The following is a 19940-nucleotide window of genomic DNA, read 5'->3' on the forward strand; positions in this document are numbered from 1 at the left end:
ATTAAATGAACTTATATCACTTATATGGTTTTTAAAAAATAAGTGTTTCTACAACAATGAATGACAAGTCATTGCATTTGGCTGCTGAACTCCCATTAGTTCTAAAATTGTAGGAGCAATGTCGCCAAGAACACCATTCTGAATATTTTTTAATTCTTTGTCAACCAAAATAATCGGCACAGGATTCGTTGTGTGAGCTGTATTTGGGCTTCCGTCAGGATTAATCATTGTTTCGCAATTTCCGTGATCCGCAATTACAATTGTAGTATAATCATTGGCAAGAGCTGCTTCGATCACTTGTTTTACACAAGCATCAACCGCTTCGCAGGCAAGAATAGCCGCGCTCATAATTCCGGTATGACCTACCATGTCTCCGTTAGCGAAGTTTAGGCAAACAAAATCAACTTCTTTTTTGTTCAATTCCGGAACAAGAGCTGCCGTAAGTTCATAAGCACTCATTTCTGGTTGCAAATCATAAGTCGCTACTTTTGGGGAATTTCTCAAAATACGGGATTCACCTTCAAAAGGAGTTTCTCTACCGCCAGAAAAGAAAAATGTCACGTGAGGATATTTCTCTGTTTCGGCAATACGAATTTGTTTTTTACCAGCTTTTTCAAGTACCTCACCAAGAGTTTCGGTAATGTTGTCTTTATTGTAAACTACTTTTACATTTTGGTACGTTTCGTCGTAATTGGTAAGTGTTACATAATACAAGTTTAGCTTGTGCATGTTTTGCTCATGAAAATCGTGTTGCGAAAGTGCTTCTGTAAGTTCGCGACCTCTATCGGTTCTAAAATTAAAGAAGATCACCACGTCACCTTCAACAATTGTAGCTAATGGTTTTTCTTGTTCATCTACCATTACAATTGGTTCGATAAATTCATCTGTCACATGGTGTGAATAACTGTCGAGCATGCTTGCAACTGCATTTTTAGATGGAGTTCCTATTGCATTAACAACTAAATCGTAAGCTAATTTTACACGTTCCCAACGTTTATCACGGTCCATCGCATAATAACGACCAATGATTGAAGCGATTTTTACAGGAGTATCTTTGATATGTTCCTCTAAATCCTGAATGTATTTTGCGCCTGATTTAGGGTCAACATCACGGCCATCTGTAAAAGCATGAATGTATACCTGATCTAAGCCGTATTCTTGCGAAGCATCAATTAATCCGCGTAGGTGAGAGGTATGAGAGTGAACTCCACCATCAGACACTAATCCTAAAAAATGTACTTTTTTATTGTTTTCTTTAGCATAAGTAAAAGCATCAACAAGAACTTGTTCTTTGGCAAGTGTTTGGTGTGCTACAGCTAAGTTTATTTTGGCTAAATCCTGATATACAATTCTTCCTGCACCCAGGTTCATGTGGCCTACTTCACTGTTTCCCATTTGCCCTTCAGGTAAACCAACATTCAATCCGTCGGTTCTAAGTTGTGCACTTGGGTAGTTTTGGTAGAGGCTGTTTATAAAAGGAACGTTTGCATTGTCTATTGCAGATACTTTAGGGTCAGGAGATTTTCCCCACCCGTCTAAAATCATAAGTATTACTTTTTTGTTCATCATTTTTAGTTTTTTACAAAGATAAGTCATTTCTAAAATGTGCACGAAAGCATTTGTACAATTATGTTTAATAAAATGAAGTGTATTAAAATATAATAAATTAATTAAAGAATTCTTTATTTTTTAAAATAAATTCATAGTAAGCTCTTTTTCTAATCTTATTTTTAGATGCGTTAAAGTGGATAATGTAATCTATACTTACAAAAAAGTGTTTTTTTAAGCCGCTATTATCGGTTAATCGAAATGTTGTTTTTTGGAATTCATTTAGAGATTAAATTTGAAATTGCAGGCATTTTTTAATAGAATAAACAAAGGCAGATTTACAGAAATGCGGTAGATTATTTAATCCCTTTTTCTGATTTGTAAAACAATAGTTTTCGGGAGAATAAAACACTTCTTTTTAATGAAATTGTCATAATTTACAATAAAACAGACACTTTTTTGTTTTATTTATTAGAGAAGAAGTTTCAGAATTACCATTAATTTTTGTTTTTATTAAGAAAATTGCTATAATTATTAAGATTGTTTGCAGAAGAAAAAATCTTACAGAAACAATGTTTTTATGTTAATAATGTTAAAATTTCAACAAAAAAGCCTTGATTTTCAGGCTAATATTTTGAGAGCGTAAAAATATTTATACTTTTGCCCTACCCAGATTTTTTATTAACCTAAAGAAATTCAATGATTTACAAAATTTATCCATTGCTAGTGTTTTTGCTATTATCTTTTGGTAAAGATTCAAATAACACTCCCGAAATTAAAGAAGCAACTACAAAAAGTATTGCTAAAGTTGAAAAATTTACTGTCGAAGCAAAAATTGAAAGTGTTTATCATATGCTAAATTCTAACAATTTTAATTTGCCAGGGCTTAAAACTTTTTCTGAGGCCTTAAAAGGGTTTTATTTATTAAAAGAAAAAGGAGTTATCCAGAAAGATATTTTAACTGTTATTGATTTTAGTTTGTCATCAAATACAAAACGCCTTTGGGTAATTGATTTGACAACAAACACAATCCTGTTTAATTCTTTAGTTGCTCACGGAAGAAATACCGGAGAAGAATTTGCATCGAATTTTTCAAATTCAAATTCATCTTTTAAAAGTAGCTTAGGTTTTTATGCAACAGGAGAAATTTATCAGGGAAAACACGGAGCTTCTTTGCGTTTAGATGGTTTAGAAAACGGAATCAACAGTAATGCCCGTCAAAGGGGAGTTGTAATGCATGGTGCCGATTATGTTTCTGAATCTTTTATCAGAGATCATAAAAGATTAGGCAGAAGCCAGGGATGTCCAGCTCTTCCAGTCGAATTGACGGATGAAATAATAGAACTAATAAAAAATAAATCGTGTTTGTATATCTACCATCCGTCAAGAAGTTTTGCGATGGAACAAAGATTAATTTCTTAGTTTAGCATACAAATTCGAATCAAGATTATAAATATCAGCTCTGAAAATGAGCTGATTTTTTTTGCTCCATGCCGTCCAGTACCACTGATATAAAGCGTATTTTTTTGTAATTCTGATACTCGTTGTCTTTTTTGAGGCAATGATCGTATCGATTCTGTCTTTTGACCATTTCTCTGAATCGTTTAAAATATGTTCGGCCAACTCCAGAGGATTCTCCACACGCACACATCCGGAACTCAACGAACGATTGCTTCTTCCAAAATTGTTACGATGATTGGTATCGTGTAAATACACGCTGTGATGATTTGGAAATAGAATTTTCATTAACCCCAAAGCATTATTATAACCTGGGCTTTGCACATAACGATAGTTTCCGGGTCTGTTTTCGTTCCAGTTGTTAGGGTCAACTGCGTTTCCGGCAGTATCATATATAGTAATGTTTTTATTGGCTAAGTAATTGCGATTTCGTTTCATTGCCGGAACGACATCTTCTTTTAATATCGTTGGCGGAACGGTCCATGTAGGATTAAAAACAACCGTTTTTAGCGTAGATGTTATAATAGGTGTTTTTCTTTTACTGGTTCCTACAACAACATTGCGAACCAAAGTAGTGTCCTGAGTCTCGACTACATTCAGGCTGTAATCCGGAATGTTTATGATGAAATAGTTTTCGGCTAAATCATTAGTATACCATCTCCAACGCTCTAAGTTGACGATAATTTGTTGCTTTCTTTTTTCTTTAGAATAATTTAAAGCGCTAATGGTCCCGGCGCCAATTACGCCATCAGAAGCTAAGCCATGTCTTTCCTGGAATTTCTTTATAGACTCAAAAGTTTTTTGATCATAAATTTTAGTCAGACTGTCTTTTTTAGGCATGTCTTGCCAGTAAATAAGTCTTTTTTTGATGTTTATCAAGGCTGCATTGGTGTCGTTTAAAGTGATTTTTTCTGCAGATTCAATATTTTTGATATCATCATCGGGAAAAGTATTAATAATTTCAAGTGACTTTAAAAGCTGTTTATAGATATACGCCTTTGATTGAATGTTATCAACCACGCTGTCTAATTTATTTTTATTAAAAGCTTTTATAAGAACATTATTTACATCAAAAGTTTTTTCCTCTAAATCCCAATCGTTATATAGTTTTTTAGGATCTAATTTTCCTTTGTAAAGGTGATTTAAATACTTTTCGAAGTTATAAGTAATCAGTATGTCGTATGTTGCAAGATCAGCATCGCTTAAAGAAGCAATTTTTTCTTCGAACTTTTTTAGCTTAGAGGCTTTGTAATCTTCAGGATCTAAGCCTAATTCTTCGGCTTTTGATAATTGAGATAAAACGTAAGTTCTCTTTTTTAAGTTTCCCCAAACCGTTTTGTTTTCAGATGAATTATAAAACTGTTTAAGTGTTTCGCTTTTAAAAGTACCAATAAGTGCAGTATCTATTGCTACTTTTCGTTCATCAGTAAGTATGATAGCTGGTGCGGTTTTTTTTACCACGGCAGGAATGATTTTTGGAGCATCTTTCTTGCAGCCAACAAAAAGTAATATTACCAATAAGAAGTAAAGTTTGTTCATTCTGTGTTTTTTAAACATTAAATAATGTTCTTTTTTTTATTTAATAGTTTGCCCTTGGGTTGGCGTTCCATTTTTTTATATAAAAGCCATTTGTGGCAGTTTTGATGCTAAAATCAGGCCAACTTTTTTGAATTGCAGTAGGTTTTGCAATCCATAATTGAAGTCTTTTTTAAAATCTTTTTTTCGATGCGTTTGTATTGCAATCATTAAAGAAATCTGTTCCCGATTTTGCTGGGCAAATATAACATTGATTTTATTGAATAAGGAAATAATTCCTATTAAATTTTTATTGCCATATAAATCAAAAATCTACTTTGGTTTTTTAATTATAGTATTGAAAGAGGTAACCGTCTGCTTTTTTTATTTTTTACTAATCAGTTGTCAGGCGATCTCAGCTTTTTTGGTGCTATTATTTAATAATGTTGCTGTTTTTTTGAAAAAAAATGATGTTATAACTTTTTAGTTTTAAATGTCTTATAAATTATTGTTGTTTTTTATTGAATTTTTTTGCGAAAAAGCTTGTTTTGAACTTAACTTTATTTTTATATTTGCACCACAGTAATGCGAAAGTAGCTCAGTTGGTAGAGCTCCAGCCTTCCAAGCTGGTTGTCGCGAGTTCGAGCCTCGTCTTTCGCTCTAAAAGACCGGAATTTCATTATTTCGGTTTTTTTATCAAAGTTAAATAATTATTGTTTTTTATTTTTTTAAACCATTTAATTATTTATATTTGCACCCTGTTAATGCGAAAGTAGCTCAGTTGGTAGAGCTCCAGCCTTCCAAGCTGGTTGTCGCGAGTTCGAGCCTCGTCTTTCGCTCTTCAAGATCCTCAAACAATTTGTTTGGGGATTTTTTGTTTTTACCATTAAGATATTAAGTTTATTAAGGACTGAACTTAATATTTTAATTTGAAAAGTTAGTTGCTAAAATTGAACTTAATTTTCTTAATATCTTAATGGTTAAAAAGGAAACTTTATTTTAGGCTACTTAAATCACTTTCTGTTTTTAATTCTTTCGGCGTTTCATTTTGTAAAAACAAACGTGCCGATAAATTTCCTTTTAAAGTGATTTTATCACCTTTTACTTCAATCCAGCTTCCTTCTCTTAAACCTAAAACAGGAATGGCATTAAAAGCATGAAACTCTTTGATTCTTGTTTCGCGTGTTTCTCCCATATGTTTAGATTGCGTGTCAGGGTCTAAATAATGAGGATTTAAGTTGAAAGGAATCAGTCCCAAGGTCTGAAAACTTGGAGGGTAAATGATAGGCATATCATTCGTAGTTTGCATGGATAAACCGCAAATATTGGATCCTGCACTTGTTCCCAGATATGGAGTTCCGTTTTTCACAGTTTCTGCGAGAATTTGCATCACATTGTGTTTGTACAATTGTGTAACGAGTAAAAAAGTATTTCCTCCTCCTGTAAATATTCCTTCGGCATTTTTGATTGCATCTCCGGTATCTTCAAATTCATGAATTCCTTTAACAGAAATATTTATTGATGCGAAAGCTTCTGAAACTTTGCTGGTATAATCCTCATGCGAAATGCCGCCCGGACGCGCATATGGTATAAATAAAATGCTTTTGCAATCTTTAAAATGAGATTGTAATGTTGGAAGTAAATACTCTAAGTAGCTGCCTTCGTGAAGAGTAGAAGTGCTGGCAATGATAATGCTTTTCATAAAATTTAAACTCAAATTGATGAGGTTAAAGATATTAAAAAGTCTCTTTTTACTGGTGGTACATAAACTTTAATTAACATATTTTTACCATGTCCTTAATACTAAATTTGCAATACATTAAGATATTTTTACACCTTTAAGAAAATCTCTAATTTTTTGTCATTTTGATTCATAAGGCTATATGTGTTTTGATGTTTGTTACAGTTCAGGCCGGTTGGTCTCAAGCTGAAGAAAGAACTGCGTTTAATGGGCGAATAACTGCAAACAGTACCGACTTAGAAGGTGTCTATGTTATTAATGCACAAACAGAGGTCATGACTACAACCAATGATTTGGGAGCTTTTTCGATTGCTGCAAAACCAGGCGATGAAATTGTTTTTTCGTCGATACAATTCAAAGAAAACAGAGTTTTGTTGCAACAGGAAAATTTTTCTGATATCAATTTCTCCGTGAGACTTAATGTAGTAATGCATCAATTGCAAGAAGTTGTTATTAAGAATTATAATGGTATAAATGCTGTTGCTTTGGGTATTATTCCCGGAAATCAAAAAACATATACAGAGGCAGAAAGGAAATTGCATACTGCAACTGCATTAAATGCCACTGCAAACGCAGGAAGTATGGCCGGAGGATCAGTTTCTGCAGATCCGTTGTTGAATTTTCTTTCCGGTCGTACGGCAATGCTTAAAAAAGAATTGGCGGTTGAGAAAAAAGAGTTTTTCTTAAAGCTTTTAGAACGCATGTTCACGCTGGAGCATTTTATTGACCGATTGAAAATTCCGGCAGAATATGTAAAAGGTTTTGAATATTATGCAGTCGAAAACGATAAATTCACAGTAATTTTGAATTCTAAAAACAAAACTTCAACAGAGTTCTTATTAGGAGAATTAGCTGTAAAATATAAAGAAATAATTGAACGTGAGAATAAATAGGATTTTACAAATAATACTTTTTTTATTGACAGTTCAGATTGGTTTTGGTCAAAACAATACTTCAAAAGAAATTACCGGACAAATATTTGAACAATCGTCGAATGTCGAAGGGGTAAATATTATTAATAATACAACTCAGGTTACGGCTGTATCAAATGCAGCGGGTGTGTTTACTATTGTGGTAAGAGAAGGTGATGTTCTGGTTTTTTCGGCTGTTAATTTAGAGCCTTTTAAACGGAGAATTACATTTGTGGACTTAAATTCAGCTTCTGTTATAATCAAAATGTCAGCTAAGGAAATAGAACTGAAAGAAGTAATTGTAAATGATAATGGGGGTATTACAGCAGAGAATTTAGGTGTGATTCCGTACGGTCAAAAAAAATACACCCCGGCCGAAAGAAAAGTTTATACCGCTACTTCAACTCCTGGAGATATGTTATTTAACGCAATTTCCGGGCGAACTGCAATGCTGAAGAAAGAAGTAAATGTGGAGAAAAAAGAGATGCTTTTCAGGAAAATTGAATACCTTTTTGATGAGAATTATTATACGGAAAGATTGAAAATTCCGGTGGCAGATATCAAAGGATTTCAATTATATTGTGTAGATGATGCTGAATTTGCCGTATCTTTGGATACAAAGAACAAAACGATGAGTATGTTTTTAATAACAGATTTAGCAAGGAAATATCTAACAATTCTCGAAAATGAAAAATAAACTAGGAATACTCGTTGTGTGCTTATTTTGCCAGATTGCGCTTGGACAAAATAATTCAAGGAAGCCACTACATGGACAAGTTGTGAATGATTCTATAACTCTGGAAAGTGGTTATGTAATGAATTTAAATGCCAATATCAGAACCTTTATCAGTTCAAATGGTTTGTTTGATATTATGGCAAAACCAAAAGATACTTTACTGATCACAAGTATGGCTTTTCAGTCTAAAAAAATTGTACTAACAGAAAAAAATTGTGCCGACAGACTTTTCTTAATACAGATGGATCTCGTAAGTAATCAGTTAAAAGAGGTAGTAGTTCATAAAGATTTAAAAGTAAAAGCATTTGATAAAAATAGTCAGGCTATAGTGGATACTAAATTTGTTGATGATGAAAAGTCGTCTCCAAAAAATAGGTTTATTTACGATGGAACAATTGAAAATGGAGTTGATTTTGTGCGAATATTTAAAGACGCAAAAAAATTAATGAGAAAGAAAGATGTTGATGTAGTGCCGGAAGAAGAAGCGAGCGATTTTGCTTTTACGATGTATGCAAAAGCCAATTTTACTCCAGATTTTTATACAGATACATTAAAATTGAAAAAAGAAGAAGTAGATATATTTCTGTTGTTTTGTGCTGTAGATCCGGAATCTAAAAAACATTTAAAACAAGAAGAAAAGTTTGAATTAATGGATTTTCTGATCACTAAAAATCAGGAATTCAAAAAAGTGAAGGTTGCCGGGAAATGAAAAAAAGATTAACTTATTTTTTTATAGTAATACTGTTTTTATCGCTCACAGCATTTTCATTCCATAAATTTTACATGGGAGTTTTTCAGGTTAATTATGCTGCCGAAAAGAAGATGATTCAAATTACTTCCCGAATTTTTATTGATGATTTGAATAACGGGATGGAAAAGAAATACCATCAAAAAACGTTCGTTGGTACTGATAAAGAGACTCAGGCTGATATTGATTTATTAAAAAAATATCTTTCTGAAAATTTTACTATAAAAATAAACGGTCAGTCAAAACCTATTACTTTTTTATCTAAAGAAGTAGAGTCAAACGATGTTTTGGTTTGTTATTCCAGAATAAAAGATATTAATACATTCAAAACAATCGAAATTCTAAATACTATTTTATTAGATTGGAATACCGAACAGCAGAACATTACACATATTTCAGCATTTGGCACCAAAAAGAGTGTTCTTTTTACAGAATCTTCAAGGAAAGAATTGTTAAAGTACTAAATGATAGTTAAAATTATTATTTTAATTGTTATTTTCACACCCTGATATAATTACCATTAAAAATTTATGAAAAAGCTTTCATTATTATTGATTTTTCCTGCAATCTTAATTGCTCAGGAAAAAACAATTACTCCAAAACAACAAGGAAAGTACGATACGAACAAATTCAGCCAAATGTATGATTTGTTAGCAACACCCAATATGTTTCGTACAGCTTCCGGAGCTCCGGGACCGGCATATTATCAGCAACAGGCAGATTATAAAATTGATATTGAATTAGACGATAAAAATTCAAAAATAAACGGTTCTGAGGTTATTACTTATTCAAACAATTCACCTGATAGTTTAGAGTATTTATGGATTCAGTTGGATCAGAATCAGGCAAAAGCAAAAACTCAGACCTCTTTGGCCGAAAGCGAAAAAATTAATCAGGTTTTTCCACTTGAAGGTTTTTCGAGCAAATATTTAAAAAAAGATCTGGAGCGTGGTTTTAATATCGAATCTGTAAAAGATTCAAAAGGAAGTCCAATGTCGTACACCATCAACGAAACGATGATGCGTATTAATCTTGTAACACCTTTAAAGCCTGGTGAAAAAATTTCAATGGCTATAAAATGGTGGTACAATGTAAATAATTACAGAAAAGAAGGCGGACGTTCAGGTTATGAATTCTTCGAAAAAGACGGAAACAAATTATACGTAATTGCACAGTTTTACCCAAGAATGGCCGTTTATAACGATGTCGAAGGCTGGCAAAACATGCAGTTCTGGGGAAGTGGAGAATTTGCTTTACCTTTTGGAAATTTTGATGTAAACATTACAGTTCCTGCAGATCATGTAATAGATGCTACAGGAGAATTAACCAACAGAAGCGAAGTTTTTACACCAGAACAGGTAAAACGTTACGAGCAAGCTCAAAAATCATTTGATAAACCTGTTGTAATTGTAACGCAGGCAGAAGCTGAAGCAGCGGAGAAAGGTTTCTCTGAAAAGAAAAAAACATGGAAATTTAGTGCAAAAAATGTTCGTGATTTCGGAATTGCTTCTTCAAGAAAATTCATTTACGATGCAATGGCGGTAAAGATTGGTAACAAAGTGGTTATGGCCGAATCTCTTTATCCGAAAGAAGCAAATCCGCTTTGGGGAGAAACATCAACAATGGTTGTGGCGCATACCTTAAAAAGTTATTCATCACACACATTCGATTATCCTTATCCAAAAGCAGTATCAGTTTCTGCAGAAGATCAAGGTATGGAATATCCAATGATTTGTTGGAATTTTGGTCGTCCTGACGAAAACGGAGTGACCAGTAAAGAAGTTAAAAACGGAATGATTGGTGTGGTAATTCATGAAGTAGGGCATACTTTTTTCCCAATGATTGTAAACTCTGATGAGCGTCAATGGAGCTGGATGGATGAAGGTTTGAATTCATTTTTAGAGTATTTGGCAGAGCAGGAATTAGATCCTAATTTCCCGTCAAGACGTGGTCCTGCAAAAAATATCGTTCCTTACATGAGTGGTGATCAAAAGTTTTTAGAACCTATTATGTCCAACTCTGAAACGATTCATCAATTTGGAAATAATGCTTACGGAAAACCGGCTACAGGACTTAATATTTTAAGAGAAGTAGTAATGGGAAGAGAACTGTTTGACTATGCTTTTAAAACCTATGCAAACAGATGGAAGTTCAAACACCCAACCCCTGAAGATTTCTTTAGAACTATGGAGGATGCTTCTGCCGTAGATCTTGACTGGTTTTTTAGAGGGTGGTTTTACTCAACAGATTTTGTCGATATCGGTATCAAAGATGTAAAACAATATTATGTTTCTGAAACTCCAACAGCCGATCTTAAAGATGTAAAAGTTAGAAAAGGACGCTTTGGTTTCGAAAAAGGACCATTTGTTTATTTAGTAGCAGGAGATAATGCAGAGGTAAATAATTCGAGCAAAAAAGCTTTAAAAGTAGAAGATGTAAAATCATTGGCTGATTACGTAAGCCAAACCTTTACGGCTCAGGAAAAAGCAGAACTTAAATCGCCTAAATATTTCTATGAAGTAGAATTCAACAAACCAGGCGGAATGATTATGCCAATTCTGGTAGAGATTACTTACGAAGACGGAACAAAAGACAATTACCAGTATCCGGCTCAAATCTGGAGAAAAAGTAATGATACCGCAAAGAAAGTTTATGCAACTTCAAAAGCGATAAAAAGTATTCAAATAGATCCAAAATTAATGACTGCTGATATTGATGTGACCAATAATTCCTGGCCAAAAGTAGAAGTAAAGTCTAAATTTGACTAATAATAAATCTAAAAGACTCTGAAAAGAGTCTTTTTTTTTAAGTAAATTTTAAAACTCACAGCTACAAAATTTAATATCTTTGTGGCACACTAAAATAAAAGATATGTTTGGTATAGGAGGAGGAGAACTAGTTTTTATATTGTTTATAGTATTAATGCTTTTTGGTTCAGACAAAGTGCCGGAAATTGCGCGTACAATGGGTAAAGCAATGGCGCAGCTAAAAAATGCAACCAATGATATTAAAAGTGAAATTCAAAAAGGAGCTGAGTCCAATGGTCTTGACCAGAATGCTTTAAATAGTATCACAGGTAATATTAATGCTCAGATCAACGATGCCAAAACAAATCTATTAGGAGACAGTACAAATTTAACTTCAAACATGTTAGGTGATACGGCCACAGAAATAGATAAAGTAAAAGAAGATATCGATTCTATCTCAGGACCTGTAAAACGCCAATTATAATGCTTGAAAGAATAAAAGAATTAGATATCAATTTATTGGTATACCTTAACAGTTTAGGATCTGAAACATTCGATAAATTTTGGCTTATTATTACCAATCAGTTAAATTGGACACCACTTTTTTTATTAATGTTTTATGTCATCTATAAAAAAATAGGAGGAAAGCAAACCTTGTATGTACTACTTTTTATCGCGATTTTGATCACTTTTACAGATCAGACAACCAATTTGTTTAAACATACTTTTCAACGTTTGCGTCCTTGTAATAATCCTGATATCAATTCGATTATACGTGTTGTTCAGGTGCGTAAATCCTATAGCTTTTTCTCAGGACATGCCGCAAATACTATGGCAGTGGCCACCTTTTTATTTTTGGTTCTAAAGCGCTATTTCAAGTATTTAGGATTCTTGTTTTTATGGCCATTAATTTTCGCTTATAGTAGGATTTATTTAGGATTGCACTATCCTGGAGATATCTTAACAGGTTATTTCTTTGGAGCACTTTTCGGGTTCTTGATTTATTTAGTCTATCGAAAACTAAAGCCACAATATTTTCCGGGATAATTTTCAGGAGCTATTTACTTCGTCAGTTCGCTGTCGCTCTTGTTCAGCTATCCGTTTCAATCTTTTATGGCAAACCCTGGATAAAAGTATTTACACTTCTATCTGGGCTAAGGCACTCTTTTCAAAATAAAATTTAATTCTCAAGAATAGTCTTTTCACTCCATTCTAGATCTTCAGGAAGCTGTTGTTTGCTCAATTCAATATGAATAACCCTTCTTCTTTCGTTATTGGTAGTTTTGTTTGATGCGTGAAATAATAAAGGTTTCATAATCATAATGCCACCTTTTTCTACTTCACACATGGTTTCTTTTTCTTTCTCGAAATCCATGTTTTCAATTCTCAAAATTCCTTTAGAATGAGAGTTATTGATAACCTTGAGAGCGCCATTATCTTTCGTTGTTTTATCAAGATGAATCCTTATTGTAAAATTATCTTCTAAAATTTCTTTAGGAGGCTGAACAGCAAACTGATTTTGTTTTACGGTCCAGTTTTCAAAGTTTGCAGTTTCAGTTTTTTTATTAACCGAAATAGTTAAATCCTGATGGTAAGCCACAAACCAATTCGATTTTTCAGGCTTATCAAAATAAATTGATTTGGTTATAAAATAGCCTTTTCCAAAATTCGACTCTACGATACCTTTTAAATTCTCATTAAAAATATAAGGCAGCGTTTCAGGAATTTCTTTGTGAAATTGTCTGATTGCAAATAGATCCTGAGATTTTCGAAAGGTTGCATTCTTAGTTTTATTTTCTGTGCTATTTTCAATTAAAGAAATCAGTTTTCCGATTTCATTTTCAGAATAAATATCATTAATAATTGTAAAACCTTTTGAATTTATTTCGGCAATATTTTTCATCATTAATTTATTTTTTGTGAATAGCCTTCTGCTTTGAAGGATATTATATGAAAAAAGAATGGGGCTTTAGCCAAAAAAAAGACTTAGTAGTTGGTTTCGGCTAAAGCCATAATCTTTGTCTAAAATTTGAACCTCCAGCTAAAGCAGGAGGCTATTCAGATTACAGAATTAAAAAACTTAGCATCTCAGCATCTCAGCAACTGAGAATCTTTTTCTAAAGCACCCTACTAACCGTCAGCCCATCACGAATAGGCAATAAAACCGTTTCTACTCTGGGATCATTTTTCAAAAGTAAGTTATATTCTAAAAGTACTTTTGTACTCACATCATTAGGGTGAACAGGTTCCAGGATTTTTCCGCTCCACAAAACATTATCAGATAAAATAATTCCGCCCTTATTCATTTTCGGAACAATCATTTCCCAGTAATTCAGATAATTTTCTTTATCGGCATCAATAAAAACCAAATCAAACTTCTCATCAAGATCCGGAATAATATCAACGGCTTCACCTAAATGTTGAAAAATTTGTTTTCCCCAAGGCGATGCATCAAAATATTTACGCTGAAAATCAACCAATTCTTCTTTAATGTCAATAGTATGCAATTGTCCGTTTTCCTGCATTCCTTCACACAAACACAAAGCAGCATAACCTGTATAAGTACCAATTTCAAGAATATTTACCGGACGAATCAGTTTAGACAGCATACTTAATACACGACCCTGAAAATGTCCGCTTAACATTCTTGGTAAAAGTATCTTCTGGTACGTTTCTTTGTTAAGTTTCGCTAATAATTCCGGTTCGTTTTCAGAATGTTGTTCGATATAATCTTCTAATTCTTGTGATATAAAATGCATATTGTAGTATTGTAAATTTGAACAGCAAAAATACAAAAAATATTGCTTTGCTTTTTTTGCATAAAAAAACCATCCACAGCGGTGGATGGTTTTAATTTTAAAATAAAAGGAAACTATTTTTTCAAAGCTTCATTTACATCTTTAGCAGTTTTTACTGTTCCGTCTTTGGCTGCTTTTGCAGCTGCTTCGGCTTTAGTAGCTGCTTTTTGAGAAGCTTCTTTTACATCAGTAGCTGTTTTTTTAGCAGCGTTTTCTACATCATTTGCTGTTTTTTTGGTAGCATCTTTTACATCCTGAACTGCATTTTGAGAGGCTTCTTTAGCGTTTGCAGCAGCATTTTCGGCTTTAATGACTGCACTGTCTTTTACTTCTTCAATATCTGTTGTCAAAGTATCTACTTTGTTTCCAAGAGTCAATTCATCTTCTCCCGGTTTTGGTTCTTTCTTTTCGCAAGATTGAACAGCGAATGCTAATAAAGCCACGACAGCTAAGCTTAAAATTTGTTTTTTCATAATGAATGATTTTTTTTAGGTTGATAAATTTTAAAGGTTATAAAGCTGAAAAATAAAGATACACATTTTAAAATGACTGAGCTCTTTGTAAGATTATTTTCCTTTCGAGGCTAAGACAATTCTCGTGCCAAATTTTAAGATCTAAAAAAATACTATGAAATTTGTAAAATAAAAAAAAGGTATCTCGCCACAAGATACCTTTAACAATAAATCAAACATGAAAACAAATTTAAAGTGAAATTATAAATTAGATTTTTAGTTTTTATATAAACTAAAATTAACTACGATTTCATCTCTAACTTTTATTAATCCCGCCATTTTTACGGGAGGTTCTAATTCTATATCAGAAAAATTTAAATTAAGTGATCCCTGAACTTTATTGTCAGAGCTGTACAATATAAAATCTTTGTACTTAAGTGTTTTGTTTGTTATTAAAAAGGTAAGGTTACATTTGTAATTTTTACCAAATTGTCTTACATCTGTAATCGTTACAGTACTGTTAGGAAACGTTTTTACTTTTACTGTTCCTTGTAAATCTTTAGTCATGATTTTGTTTCCACAATCAAAATCCGACATTTTGATTTCAGTATTAAAGTTGTTTTTTTTGCTCGAATTCAGGAAAACAGTATCTTTTTTTGAAAATGTATTCGAGCAATTATATTTTCCAACTGTAGATACTCCGGTGATTTCTATTTTAATTTTATTTATTACCAGCGTTGTATCTTCTGTTAAAAAAGTGGGTTTAGCACTTCCGAAAAAAAAGAAAAGAACTAAACCCATAATTAAGATTGAAAATCTTGTTTTCATTTTTTTTTAGAATGAAATTGTAGCTTCAAACATTAATCCTTCAAATTTGCCACCGTATAAATCATTTGGCATAGAAACACCACCTACGTTACCAAATTGTTGGTAATTTTTGTAGTTTTGTTGTACGTATGAAAGTTTAGCAAGGATATTTTTAGTCATAAACCAACCTGCAGCAGCTTCGAATCTATTTACCTGAATAGCTTCAGCATCAGAATTTCTTAATTTTCCATCTACTAAGTTATATTTTGCACCTATATATAAATTTTCATGGCTTCCAAAACGATACACTAAATCTCCAACATATTGGTTGACTTTACGAGTGTCATCTGTTCCTTTGTAATCACCTCCAGAAGCAAACTCTAATGTACCAAAGAATTCAAATCCTTTATATTTTACAAAAGGGTTGATCATGTAAGAAGTTGCCCAGTTTCCAAATCCTGGATTAAATCTACCAGTGTCTTTGTTAGTTTCAGAATCTAAGACATTTGCAGTAGGATAACCAATTGTTCCGGCATGTGTCATAACACTATAAAAACGGCTTCCTGCTCTATCTGAAGAATATAAGTTTCCGCTAGAATTTGCTGTATGATAGTAAGATCCTGTAAGTCTAATTCTTAAATCGCTATCGATTTGCTTGTCCCAACCTAATTTAGCCAAAATTGTAGGGCTAATAGTTGTATTTTGATCTGGGGTAACAGCAGTTGTAGGTCCTGGAATAACTTCTTGTACATTTTGATTCAGTTTAGAGTTTGTTGCTCCAATCATACTTACAAAACCGTTTCTGTTATAATATATTTCAGCTCCCATTTCAGTTGTAAAAGCGTCCATGATATTGTTTCCTATAAAAGGATTTGTGATGGTGTAAGCGTTGTTACTTCTTCTAAAATGCGCATCACCATAGTTGTTTTCCATTTGACCTATTTTAATGGTCGTATATTTCATAACATCTTCCAAAAGACCTTTTTTTATGAAATCTAGTTTGTCGATTTGCAAGTATCCACCTTGTACCCAAGTTTCATGGTGGTGTCTAGAAGCAAGATAGAGATCTAAGTTTACACGTACTCCATCTGCTAATTGCGCACCTATTGTCATATTAGCATTAGGTAAATTAAAGTCGTTCGTTAGATTATTTAATCTATAACCAGCATTTGCTCCTGTTAAATCTTTTTGGTCATTGAACGAATTTATAGCTTGAAATTGTAATGCAAATGCACCACCTAAGTCAATACTAATACCTTTATAAGCTGTGGTATCTTTTCTAACATCGAACACATTAATAGCTCTTTGATCACGAGGAACCTGGTTTTGAATATGTCCAAAGCTAAGTTGTTGTGCATTTACAGCAAACGTACTTGCTAATGCTATAAATAGTAGATAGATTTTTTTCATGGTTATTATAAATTAAAGTTTAAATTAAATTTTAAGGTCAGATCCTGACCAGTTTTAATGGTGCCTAACATTGCAGTGGGAGATTTCATTCCAAACTCAGTAAAAGTGATTTTGTTCGTTCCCTGCAAGTTTAGTCCGTCTTTTGTAACAGTTGTTTTTACAGTCGTTTTAAGTAATTTGCTCACTCCTGCAATGGTATACGTTCCAGTTAATTCCCATGTAGTTTCATTTACTTTTTCAGCAGATTTAAGAACATATTTGATGTTTTTATTTTTATCCGTTTTTAAAGTTTCATAAGCTACTTTATCCATGCTTTTTTTCTCACTTTTTACACTTTCTGCTAAAAGGGTTATAGATAAAGATTCTATGTCCGTAAGTTTAGAATTTGCAATGGCCAGGTTTGCAGTTCCTGTTCCTGATGCTGATTTCATTTCCCAATCATGTAAGGTTGATGTTCCTGCAACTGAAAATGTAGATTTACTATCTAGTGTATAACTTTTTTGAGCTGTTGCAATTGTAGTTATTCCTAAAAAGGAGATAACAAATGCTAGTAATTTTATTTTTGTAGTTTTCATAATTATTTGTAGTTTGAAATATTAGATTTCTGAGTTAATTTTATTTTTAGTACTAATGCTTTAACTTGTGTCAAATGTAGGGGCATTAAAAAGTTAATTATATGATAAAAGTCATTGTTAAAATTTTATTAAAAATGTATTTAATAACTACAACGTTTTCTTTTTGCTGAAATATCCTTAAAATCGATAATAAATTTTATTAATTTATTATTTATGAGGTTTTTGAGTAATCGTTTTTAAATAGATTAATTTTTGGTTAACTTAAATATCAGTTTGTTTTGGATTTTCAGAATTCCTTAGCTTAAAATAATATTGAAGATTACAGTTAAGTCTTTTCCTGTTTTAACAACTCCAAGTGCTGCCTTTGGAGGTGTCATTTCAAAATCACCAAAAGTAATTTGATTAGATCCCTGTAAAGTAAAAGTGCCGCCATCTGCAATTACCTTTACCTGAGTTTTGTATTCTTTGCTGACACCTGCAATGGTGTAAATTCCGGTTAGAGTCCAGGTTGTTTCATCGATTTTTTCTGCAGATCTTAAAACGTATTCGATAGTTTGATTTGTTTCTGTATTTAAAGCTTCGTAAGCCACTTTATCCATGCTTGTTTTGCTGCTTTTTAAGCTTTCAGCCATTAAAGTAATAGTCAGGCTATTTACTTCGGCGAGTTTAGAATCCTTAACTGTTAGATTGGCAGTACCAGTTCCTTCTGTAGATTTCATTACCCAATCGTGCACAGTGGAAGTTCCGGCAACTTCAAAAGTTGATTTATTTACCGTGTAGTTTTTTTGGGCATTTGTGTGTAATGACAATGTGGTAAATAACATTGTCAATAAAATTGATTGTAGTGATGGAATTGTTTTCATTCGATGATGCATTGGGTTATCATTCAAGTATGGAATTGATTTATTAGTATTTTGCAACTAATAAGTGGTATTATTTCTTAGACCAAAAGTATTGTGCATACGCAGAAAAGGATATGATAAAAATCATTGTTAAAATTGTATTAAAATTCTATTTATAGCTAAAACGTTTTCATCTTTCTCTTTAAGAAATAAAAACTTACAAGAAGCCTATAATTTTCAGTTATTTAAAATGATATTTTTTGTAATTGAATCATTTTTTAAGATTGTGAGGTACTTTATACCATTAGAAATGAACAAATACTTAAATTTGCACCATGCAAATTGAGAAAAAAGACATAAGAGCCTTATCAAAAGATCAGTTACGAGATTTTTTTGTCGCTAATAATGACAAAGCTTTTCGCGGAAATCAGGTCTATGAATGGTTATGGAGTAAAGGAGCACATAGTTTTGAAGATATGACGAACGTTGCTAAAACAACGCGTTCTATGCTCGAAGATAATTTCGTTATCAATCATATCAAGGTTGATACCATGCAGCGCAGCAGCGACGGAACTGTAAAAAATGCAGTTCGTTTGCATGACGGTCTTGTGGTTGAATCTGTTTTGATTCCTACTGATACAAGAACAACAGCTTGTGTTTCAAGTCAGGTGGGTTGTAGTTTAGATTGTAATTTTTGTGCTACCGCACGTTTAAAAAGAATGCGAAATCTGGAAGCCGGAGAAATCTATGATCAGGTTATTGCAATAGATAAAGAAAGTCGTTTGTATCACAATCATCCGCTTTCGAATATTGTTTTTATGGGAATGGGAGAACCTTTGATGAATTATAACAACGTCATTAAAGCTATTGATATGATTACTTCTCCGGAAGGATTAGGAATGTCGCCAAAACGTATTATGGTGTCGACGTCAGGAATTCCAAAAATGATTAAAAAAATGGCTGATGATGATGTAAAATTCAAATTGGCAGTTTCGCTGCATTCGGCTATTGATGAAATTCGTGCTCGAATCATGCCTTTTAGTAAAAACTTCCCGCTGGCAGATTTAAGAGAAGCATTAGAATATTGGTACAGAAAAACAAAAAATAAAATTTCATACGAATATGTAGTCTGGAAAGGAATCAATGATGATAAAGCTTCAATTGATGCTTTGGTGAAGTTTTGTAAATATGTACCATGTAAAGTAAATCTAATAGAATACAATCCTATTGATGATGGAGAATTCCAGCAAGCATCCGAAGAATCTATTTTGGCTTACATAAAAGCTTTAGAGAATATAGGAGTAGTTTGTAAAGTACGTCGCAGCCGAGGAAAAGATATTGATGCCGCTTGTGGGCAATTAGCCAATAAGGAAGCAGAAATGTAATTCCCTCAGGAAATCATCAACCTTAAACATTTTCCAAAGGAAAATTTCATAACTAAAGCATTAAAAACGAGATTGATTCTTGTTCTTAATGCTTTTTTTTGGGCAAAAAGGATGCTGATTTTTTGGGACAATCTTTTTTGAAAATATATTGGTGTTCAATTTTCTTTTAATTTGATGGATTCAAATTGGCAGGTAAATTGAGAATGTTTTAGGGGTGTTTTCTTAATTATTCTATAAATTATTGATATACTAACCTAAAATACACAA

The 19940-nt window shown here is 32.6% G+C and carries 19 protein-coding genes and 2 tRNA genes; 11 read left to right on the top strand and 10 right to left on the bottom strand.

Annotated features, from left to right (window positions below):
- Positions 1-48: 48 nt before the first annotated feature.
- The gene (gene gpmI, locus B0M43_RS09005; protein WP_078008622.1) at positions 49-1566 is read right to left on the bottom strand and encodes a 2,3-bisphosphoglycerate-independent phosphoglycerate mutase; all 1518 of its coding nucleotides are present in this window, start codon (positions 1564-1566) and stop codon (positions 49-51) included.
- A 681-nt stretch (positions 1567-2247) separates the two neighbouring features.
- Here gpmI and B0M43_RS09010 point away from each other — a divergent pair.
- Positions 2248-2970, top strand: coding sequence for a murein L,D-transpeptidase catalytic domain family protein (locus tag B0M43_RS09010; protein WP_065452133.1), 723 nt, complete (start codon positions 2248-2250; stop codon positions 2968-2970).
- On the opposite strand, the gene B0M43_RS09015 is transcribed toward B0M43_RS09010, so the two are convergent.
- Positions 2959-4545, bottom strand: a complete 1587-nt coding sequence (locus B0M43_RS09015) for a murein L,D-transpeptidase (RefSeq protein WP_078008621.1) — start codon at positions 4543-4545, stop codon at positions 2959-2961. The genes B0M43_RS09010 and B0M43_RS09015 overlap by 12 nt on opposite strands.
- Before the next feature lie 563 nt (positions 4546-5108).
- On the opposite strand from B0M43_RS09015, the gene B0M43_RS09020 reads away from it, so the two are divergent.
- Positions 5109-5181: transfer RNA gene (locus B0M43_RS09020), tRNA-Gly, on the top strand.
- A 106-nt stretch (positions 5182-5287) separates the two neighbouring features.
- Positions 5288-5360, top strand: a tRNA-Gly gene (locus B0M43_RS09025).
- A gap of 155 nt (positions 5361-5515) precedes the next feature.
- Here the strand turns inward: B0M43_RS09025 and pepE are convergent.
- Positions 5516-6223, bottom strand: coding sequence for a dipeptidase PepE (gene pepE, locus B0M43_RS09030; RefSeq protein ID WP_123921845.1), 708 nt, complete (start codon positions 6221-6223; stop codon positions 5516-5518).
- Between the two features lie 191 nt (positions 6224-6414).
- Between pepE and B0M43_RS09035 the strand changes: the two genes are divergently transcribed.
- The 7 genes from B0M43_RS09035 to B0M43_RS09065 all read left to right on the top strand — a co-directional run bounded on the left by B0M43_RS09035 (position 6415) and on the right by B0M43_RS09065 (position 12451).
- Positions 6415-7155, top strand: coding sequence for a hypothetical protein (locus B0M43_RS09035; protein ID WP_078008618.1), 741 nt, complete (start codon positions 6415-6417; stop codon positions 7153-7155).
- Positions 7156-7180: 25 nt separating this feature from the next.
- Entirely contained in the window at positions 7181-7870 is a 690-nt protein-coding gene (locus B0M43_RS09040; protein ID WP_078008617.1) for a carboxypeptidase-like regulatory domain-containing protein, read from the top strand.
- Complete coding sequence (locus tag B0M43_RS09045; RefSeq protein WP_065452137.1) at positions 7860-8618, top strand: hypothetical protein; 759 nt, start codon at positions 7860-7862, stop codon at positions 8616-8618. Before B0M43_RS09040 ends, B0M43_RS09045 begins: the two co-directional genes overlap by 11 nt.
- Positions 8615-9121 (top strand): DUF6702 family protein, encoded by a 507-nt coding sequence (locus B0M43_RS09050; RefSeq protein WP_078008616.1) that lies wholly within the window; start codon positions 8615-8617, stop codon positions 9119-9121. Before B0M43_RS09045 ends, B0M43_RS09050 begins: the two co-directional genes overlap by 4 nt.
- 66 nt (positions 9122-9187) lie before the next feature.
- Positions 9188-11425 (top strand): M1 family metallopeptidase, encoded by a 2238-nt coding sequence (locus tag B0M43_RS09055; protein ID WP_065452139.1) that lies wholly within the window; start codon positions 9188-9190, stop codon positions 11423-11425.
- 103 nt (positions 11426-11528) lie between these two features.
- Entirely contained in the window at positions 11529-11888 is a 360-nt protein-coding gene (locus B0M43_RS09060) for a twin-arginine translocase TatA/TatE family subunit (protein WP_078008615.1), read from the top strand.
- Positions 11888-12451 carry a phosphatase PAP2 family protein gene (locus B0M43_RS09065; protein WP_078008614.1) on the top strand — a complete coding sequence of 188 codons (564 nt, stop codon included), beginning with the start codon at positions 11888-11890 and terminating at the stop codon, positions 12449-12451. The genes B0M43_RS09060 and B0M43_RS09065 overlap by 1 nt, the downstream gene beginning before the upstream one ends.
- A gap of 133 nt (positions 12452-12584) precedes the next feature.
- Here the strand turns inward: B0M43_RS09065 and B0M43_RS09070 are convergent, their stop codons facing one another.
- The 7 genes from B0M43_RS09070 to B0M43_RS09100 form a co-directional block, all read right to left on the bottom strand.
- Positions 12585-13307, bottom strand: a complete 723-nt coding sequence (locus tag B0M43_RS09070) for a phytanoyl-CoA dioxygenase family protein (protein ID WP_078008698.1) — start codon at positions 13305-13307, stop codon at positions 12585-12587.
- A 214-nt stretch (positions 13308-13521) separates the two neighbouring features.
- Entirely contained in the window at positions 13522-14163 is a 642-nt protein-coding gene (locus B0M43_RS09075) for an O-methyltransferase (protein WP_078008613.1), read from the bottom strand.
- Positions 14164-14276: 113 nt separating this feature from the next.
- Complete coding sequence (locus tag B0M43_RS09080) at positions 14277-14675, bottom strand: hypothetical protein (RefSeq protein WP_065452144.1); 399 nt, start codon at positions 14673-14675, stop codon at positions 14277-14279.
- Positions 14676-14930: 255 nt separating this feature from the next.
- Positions 14931-15482: a hypothetical protein gene (locus tag B0M43_RS09085; RefSeq protein ID WP_078008612.1), complete on the bottom strand. Its 552-nt coding sequence runs from the start codon at positions 15480-15482 to the stop codon at positions 14931-14933.
- Positions 15483-15488: 6 nt separating this feature from the next.
- Complete coding sequence (locus B0M43_RS09090) at positions 15489-16871, bottom strand: hypothetical protein (RefSeq protein WP_078008611.1); 1383 nt, start codon at positions 16869-16871, stop codon at positions 15489-15491.
- Between the two features lie 5 nt (positions 16872-16876).
- A complete protein-coding gene (locus B0M43_RS09095; RefSeq protein ID WP_065452147.1) occupies positions 16877-17446 on the bottom strand; it encodes a YceI family protein in 570 nt (189 codons plus the stop codon).
- A 296-nt stretch (positions 17447-17742) separates the two neighbouring features.
- Positions 17743-18309: a YceI family protein gene (locus B0M43_RS09100; RefSeq protein WP_078008610.1), complete on the bottom strand. Its 567-nt coding sequence runs from the start codon at positions 18307-18309 to the stop codon at positions 17743-17745.
- A 314-nt stretch (positions 18310-18623) separates the two neighbouring features.
- Here B0M43_RS09100 and rlmN point away from each other — a divergent pair, with 314 nt between their 5' ends.
- On the top strand, positions 18624-19673 hold the full coding sequence (gene rlmN, locus B0M43_RS09105; protein ID WP_078008609.1) for a 23S rRNA (adenine(2503)-C(2))-methyltransferase RlmN: 1050 nt from the start codon (positions 18624-18626) through the stop codon (positions 19671-19673).
- Positions 19674-19940 lie beyond the last annotated feature (267 nt).

This window comes from Flavobacterium sp. KBS0721, assembly GCF_002007065.3.
Taxonomy (GTDB): domain Bacteria; phylum Bacteroidota; class Bacteroidia; order Flavobacteriales; family Flavobacteriaceae; genus Flavobacterium; species Flavobacterium piscis.

Bases quoted from the DNA above. Each gene is read 5' to 3' on its own strand.
- B0M43_RS09010 (WP_065452133.1), top strand. From the start codon at position 2,248: ATGATTTACAAAATTTATCCATTGCTAGTGTTTTTGCTATTATCTTTT.
- B0M43_RS09035 (WP_078008618.1), top strand. From the start codon at position 6,415: ATGTTTGTTACAGTTCAGGCCGGTTGGTCTCAAGCTGAAGAAAGAACT.
- gpmI (WP_078008622.1), bottom strand. From the start codon at position 1,566: ATGAACAAAAAAGTAATACTTATGATTTTAGACGGGTGGGGAAAATCT.
- pepE (WP_123921845.1), bottom strand. From the start codon at position 6,223: ATGAAAAGCATTATCATTGCCAGCACTTCTACTCTTCACGAAGGCAGC.
- B0M43_RS09085 (WP_078008612.1), bottom strand. From the start codon at position 15,482: ATGAAAACAAGATTTTCAATCTTAATTATGGGTTTAGTTCTTTTCTTT.
- B0M43_RS09075 (WP_078008613.1), bottom strand. From the start codon at position 14,163: ATGCATTTTATATCACAAGAATTAGAAGATTATATCGAACAACATTCT.
- B0M43_RS09055 (WP_065452139.1), top strand. From the start codon at position 9,188: ATGAAAAAGCTTTCATTATTATTGATTTTTCCTGCAATCTTAATTGCT.
- B0M43_RS09060 (WP_078008615.1), top strand. From the start codon at position 11,529: ATGTTTGGTATAGGAGGAGGAGAACTAGTTTTTATATTGTTTATAGTA.
- B0M43_RS09050 (WP_078008616.1), top strand. From the start codon at position 8,615: ATGAAAAAAAGATTAACTTATTTTTTTATAGTAATACTGTTTTTATCG.
- B0M43_RS09065 (WP_078008614.1), top strand. From the start codon at position 11,888: ATGCTTGAAAGAATAAAAGAATTAGATATCAATTTATTGGTATACCTT.
- B0M43_RS09095 (WP_065452147.1), bottom strand. From the start codon at position 17,446: ATGAAAACTACAAAAATAAAATTACTAGCATTTGTTATCTCCTTTTTA.
- B0M43_RS09100 (WP_078008610.1), bottom strand. From the start codon at position 18,309: ATGAAAACAATTCCATCACTACAATCAATTTTATTGACAATGTTATTT.
- B0M43_RS09090 (WP_078008611.1), bottom strand. From the start codon at position 16,871: ATGAAAAAAATCTATCTACTATTTATAGCATTAGCAAGTACGTTTGCT.
- B0M43_RS09080 (WP_065452144.1), bottom strand. From the start codon at position 14,675: ATGAAAAAACAAATTTTAAGCTTAGCTGTCGTGGCTTTATTAGCATTC.
- B0M43_RS09070 (WP_078008698.1), bottom strand. From the start codon at position 13,307: ATGAAAAATATTGCCGAAATAAATTCAAAAGGTTTTACAATTATTAAT.
- B0M43_RS09015 (WP_078008621.1), bottom strand. From the start codon at position 4,545: ATGAACAAACTTTACTTCTTATTGGTAATATTACTTTTTGTTGGCTGC.
- B0M43_RS09045 (WP_065452137.1), top strand. From the start codon at position 7,860: ATGAAAAATAAACTAGGAATACTCGTTGTGTGCTTATTTTGCCAGATT.
- rlmN (WP_078008609.1), top strand. From the start codon at position 18,624: ATGCAAATTGAGAAAAAAGACATAAGAGCCTTATCAAAAGATCAGTTA.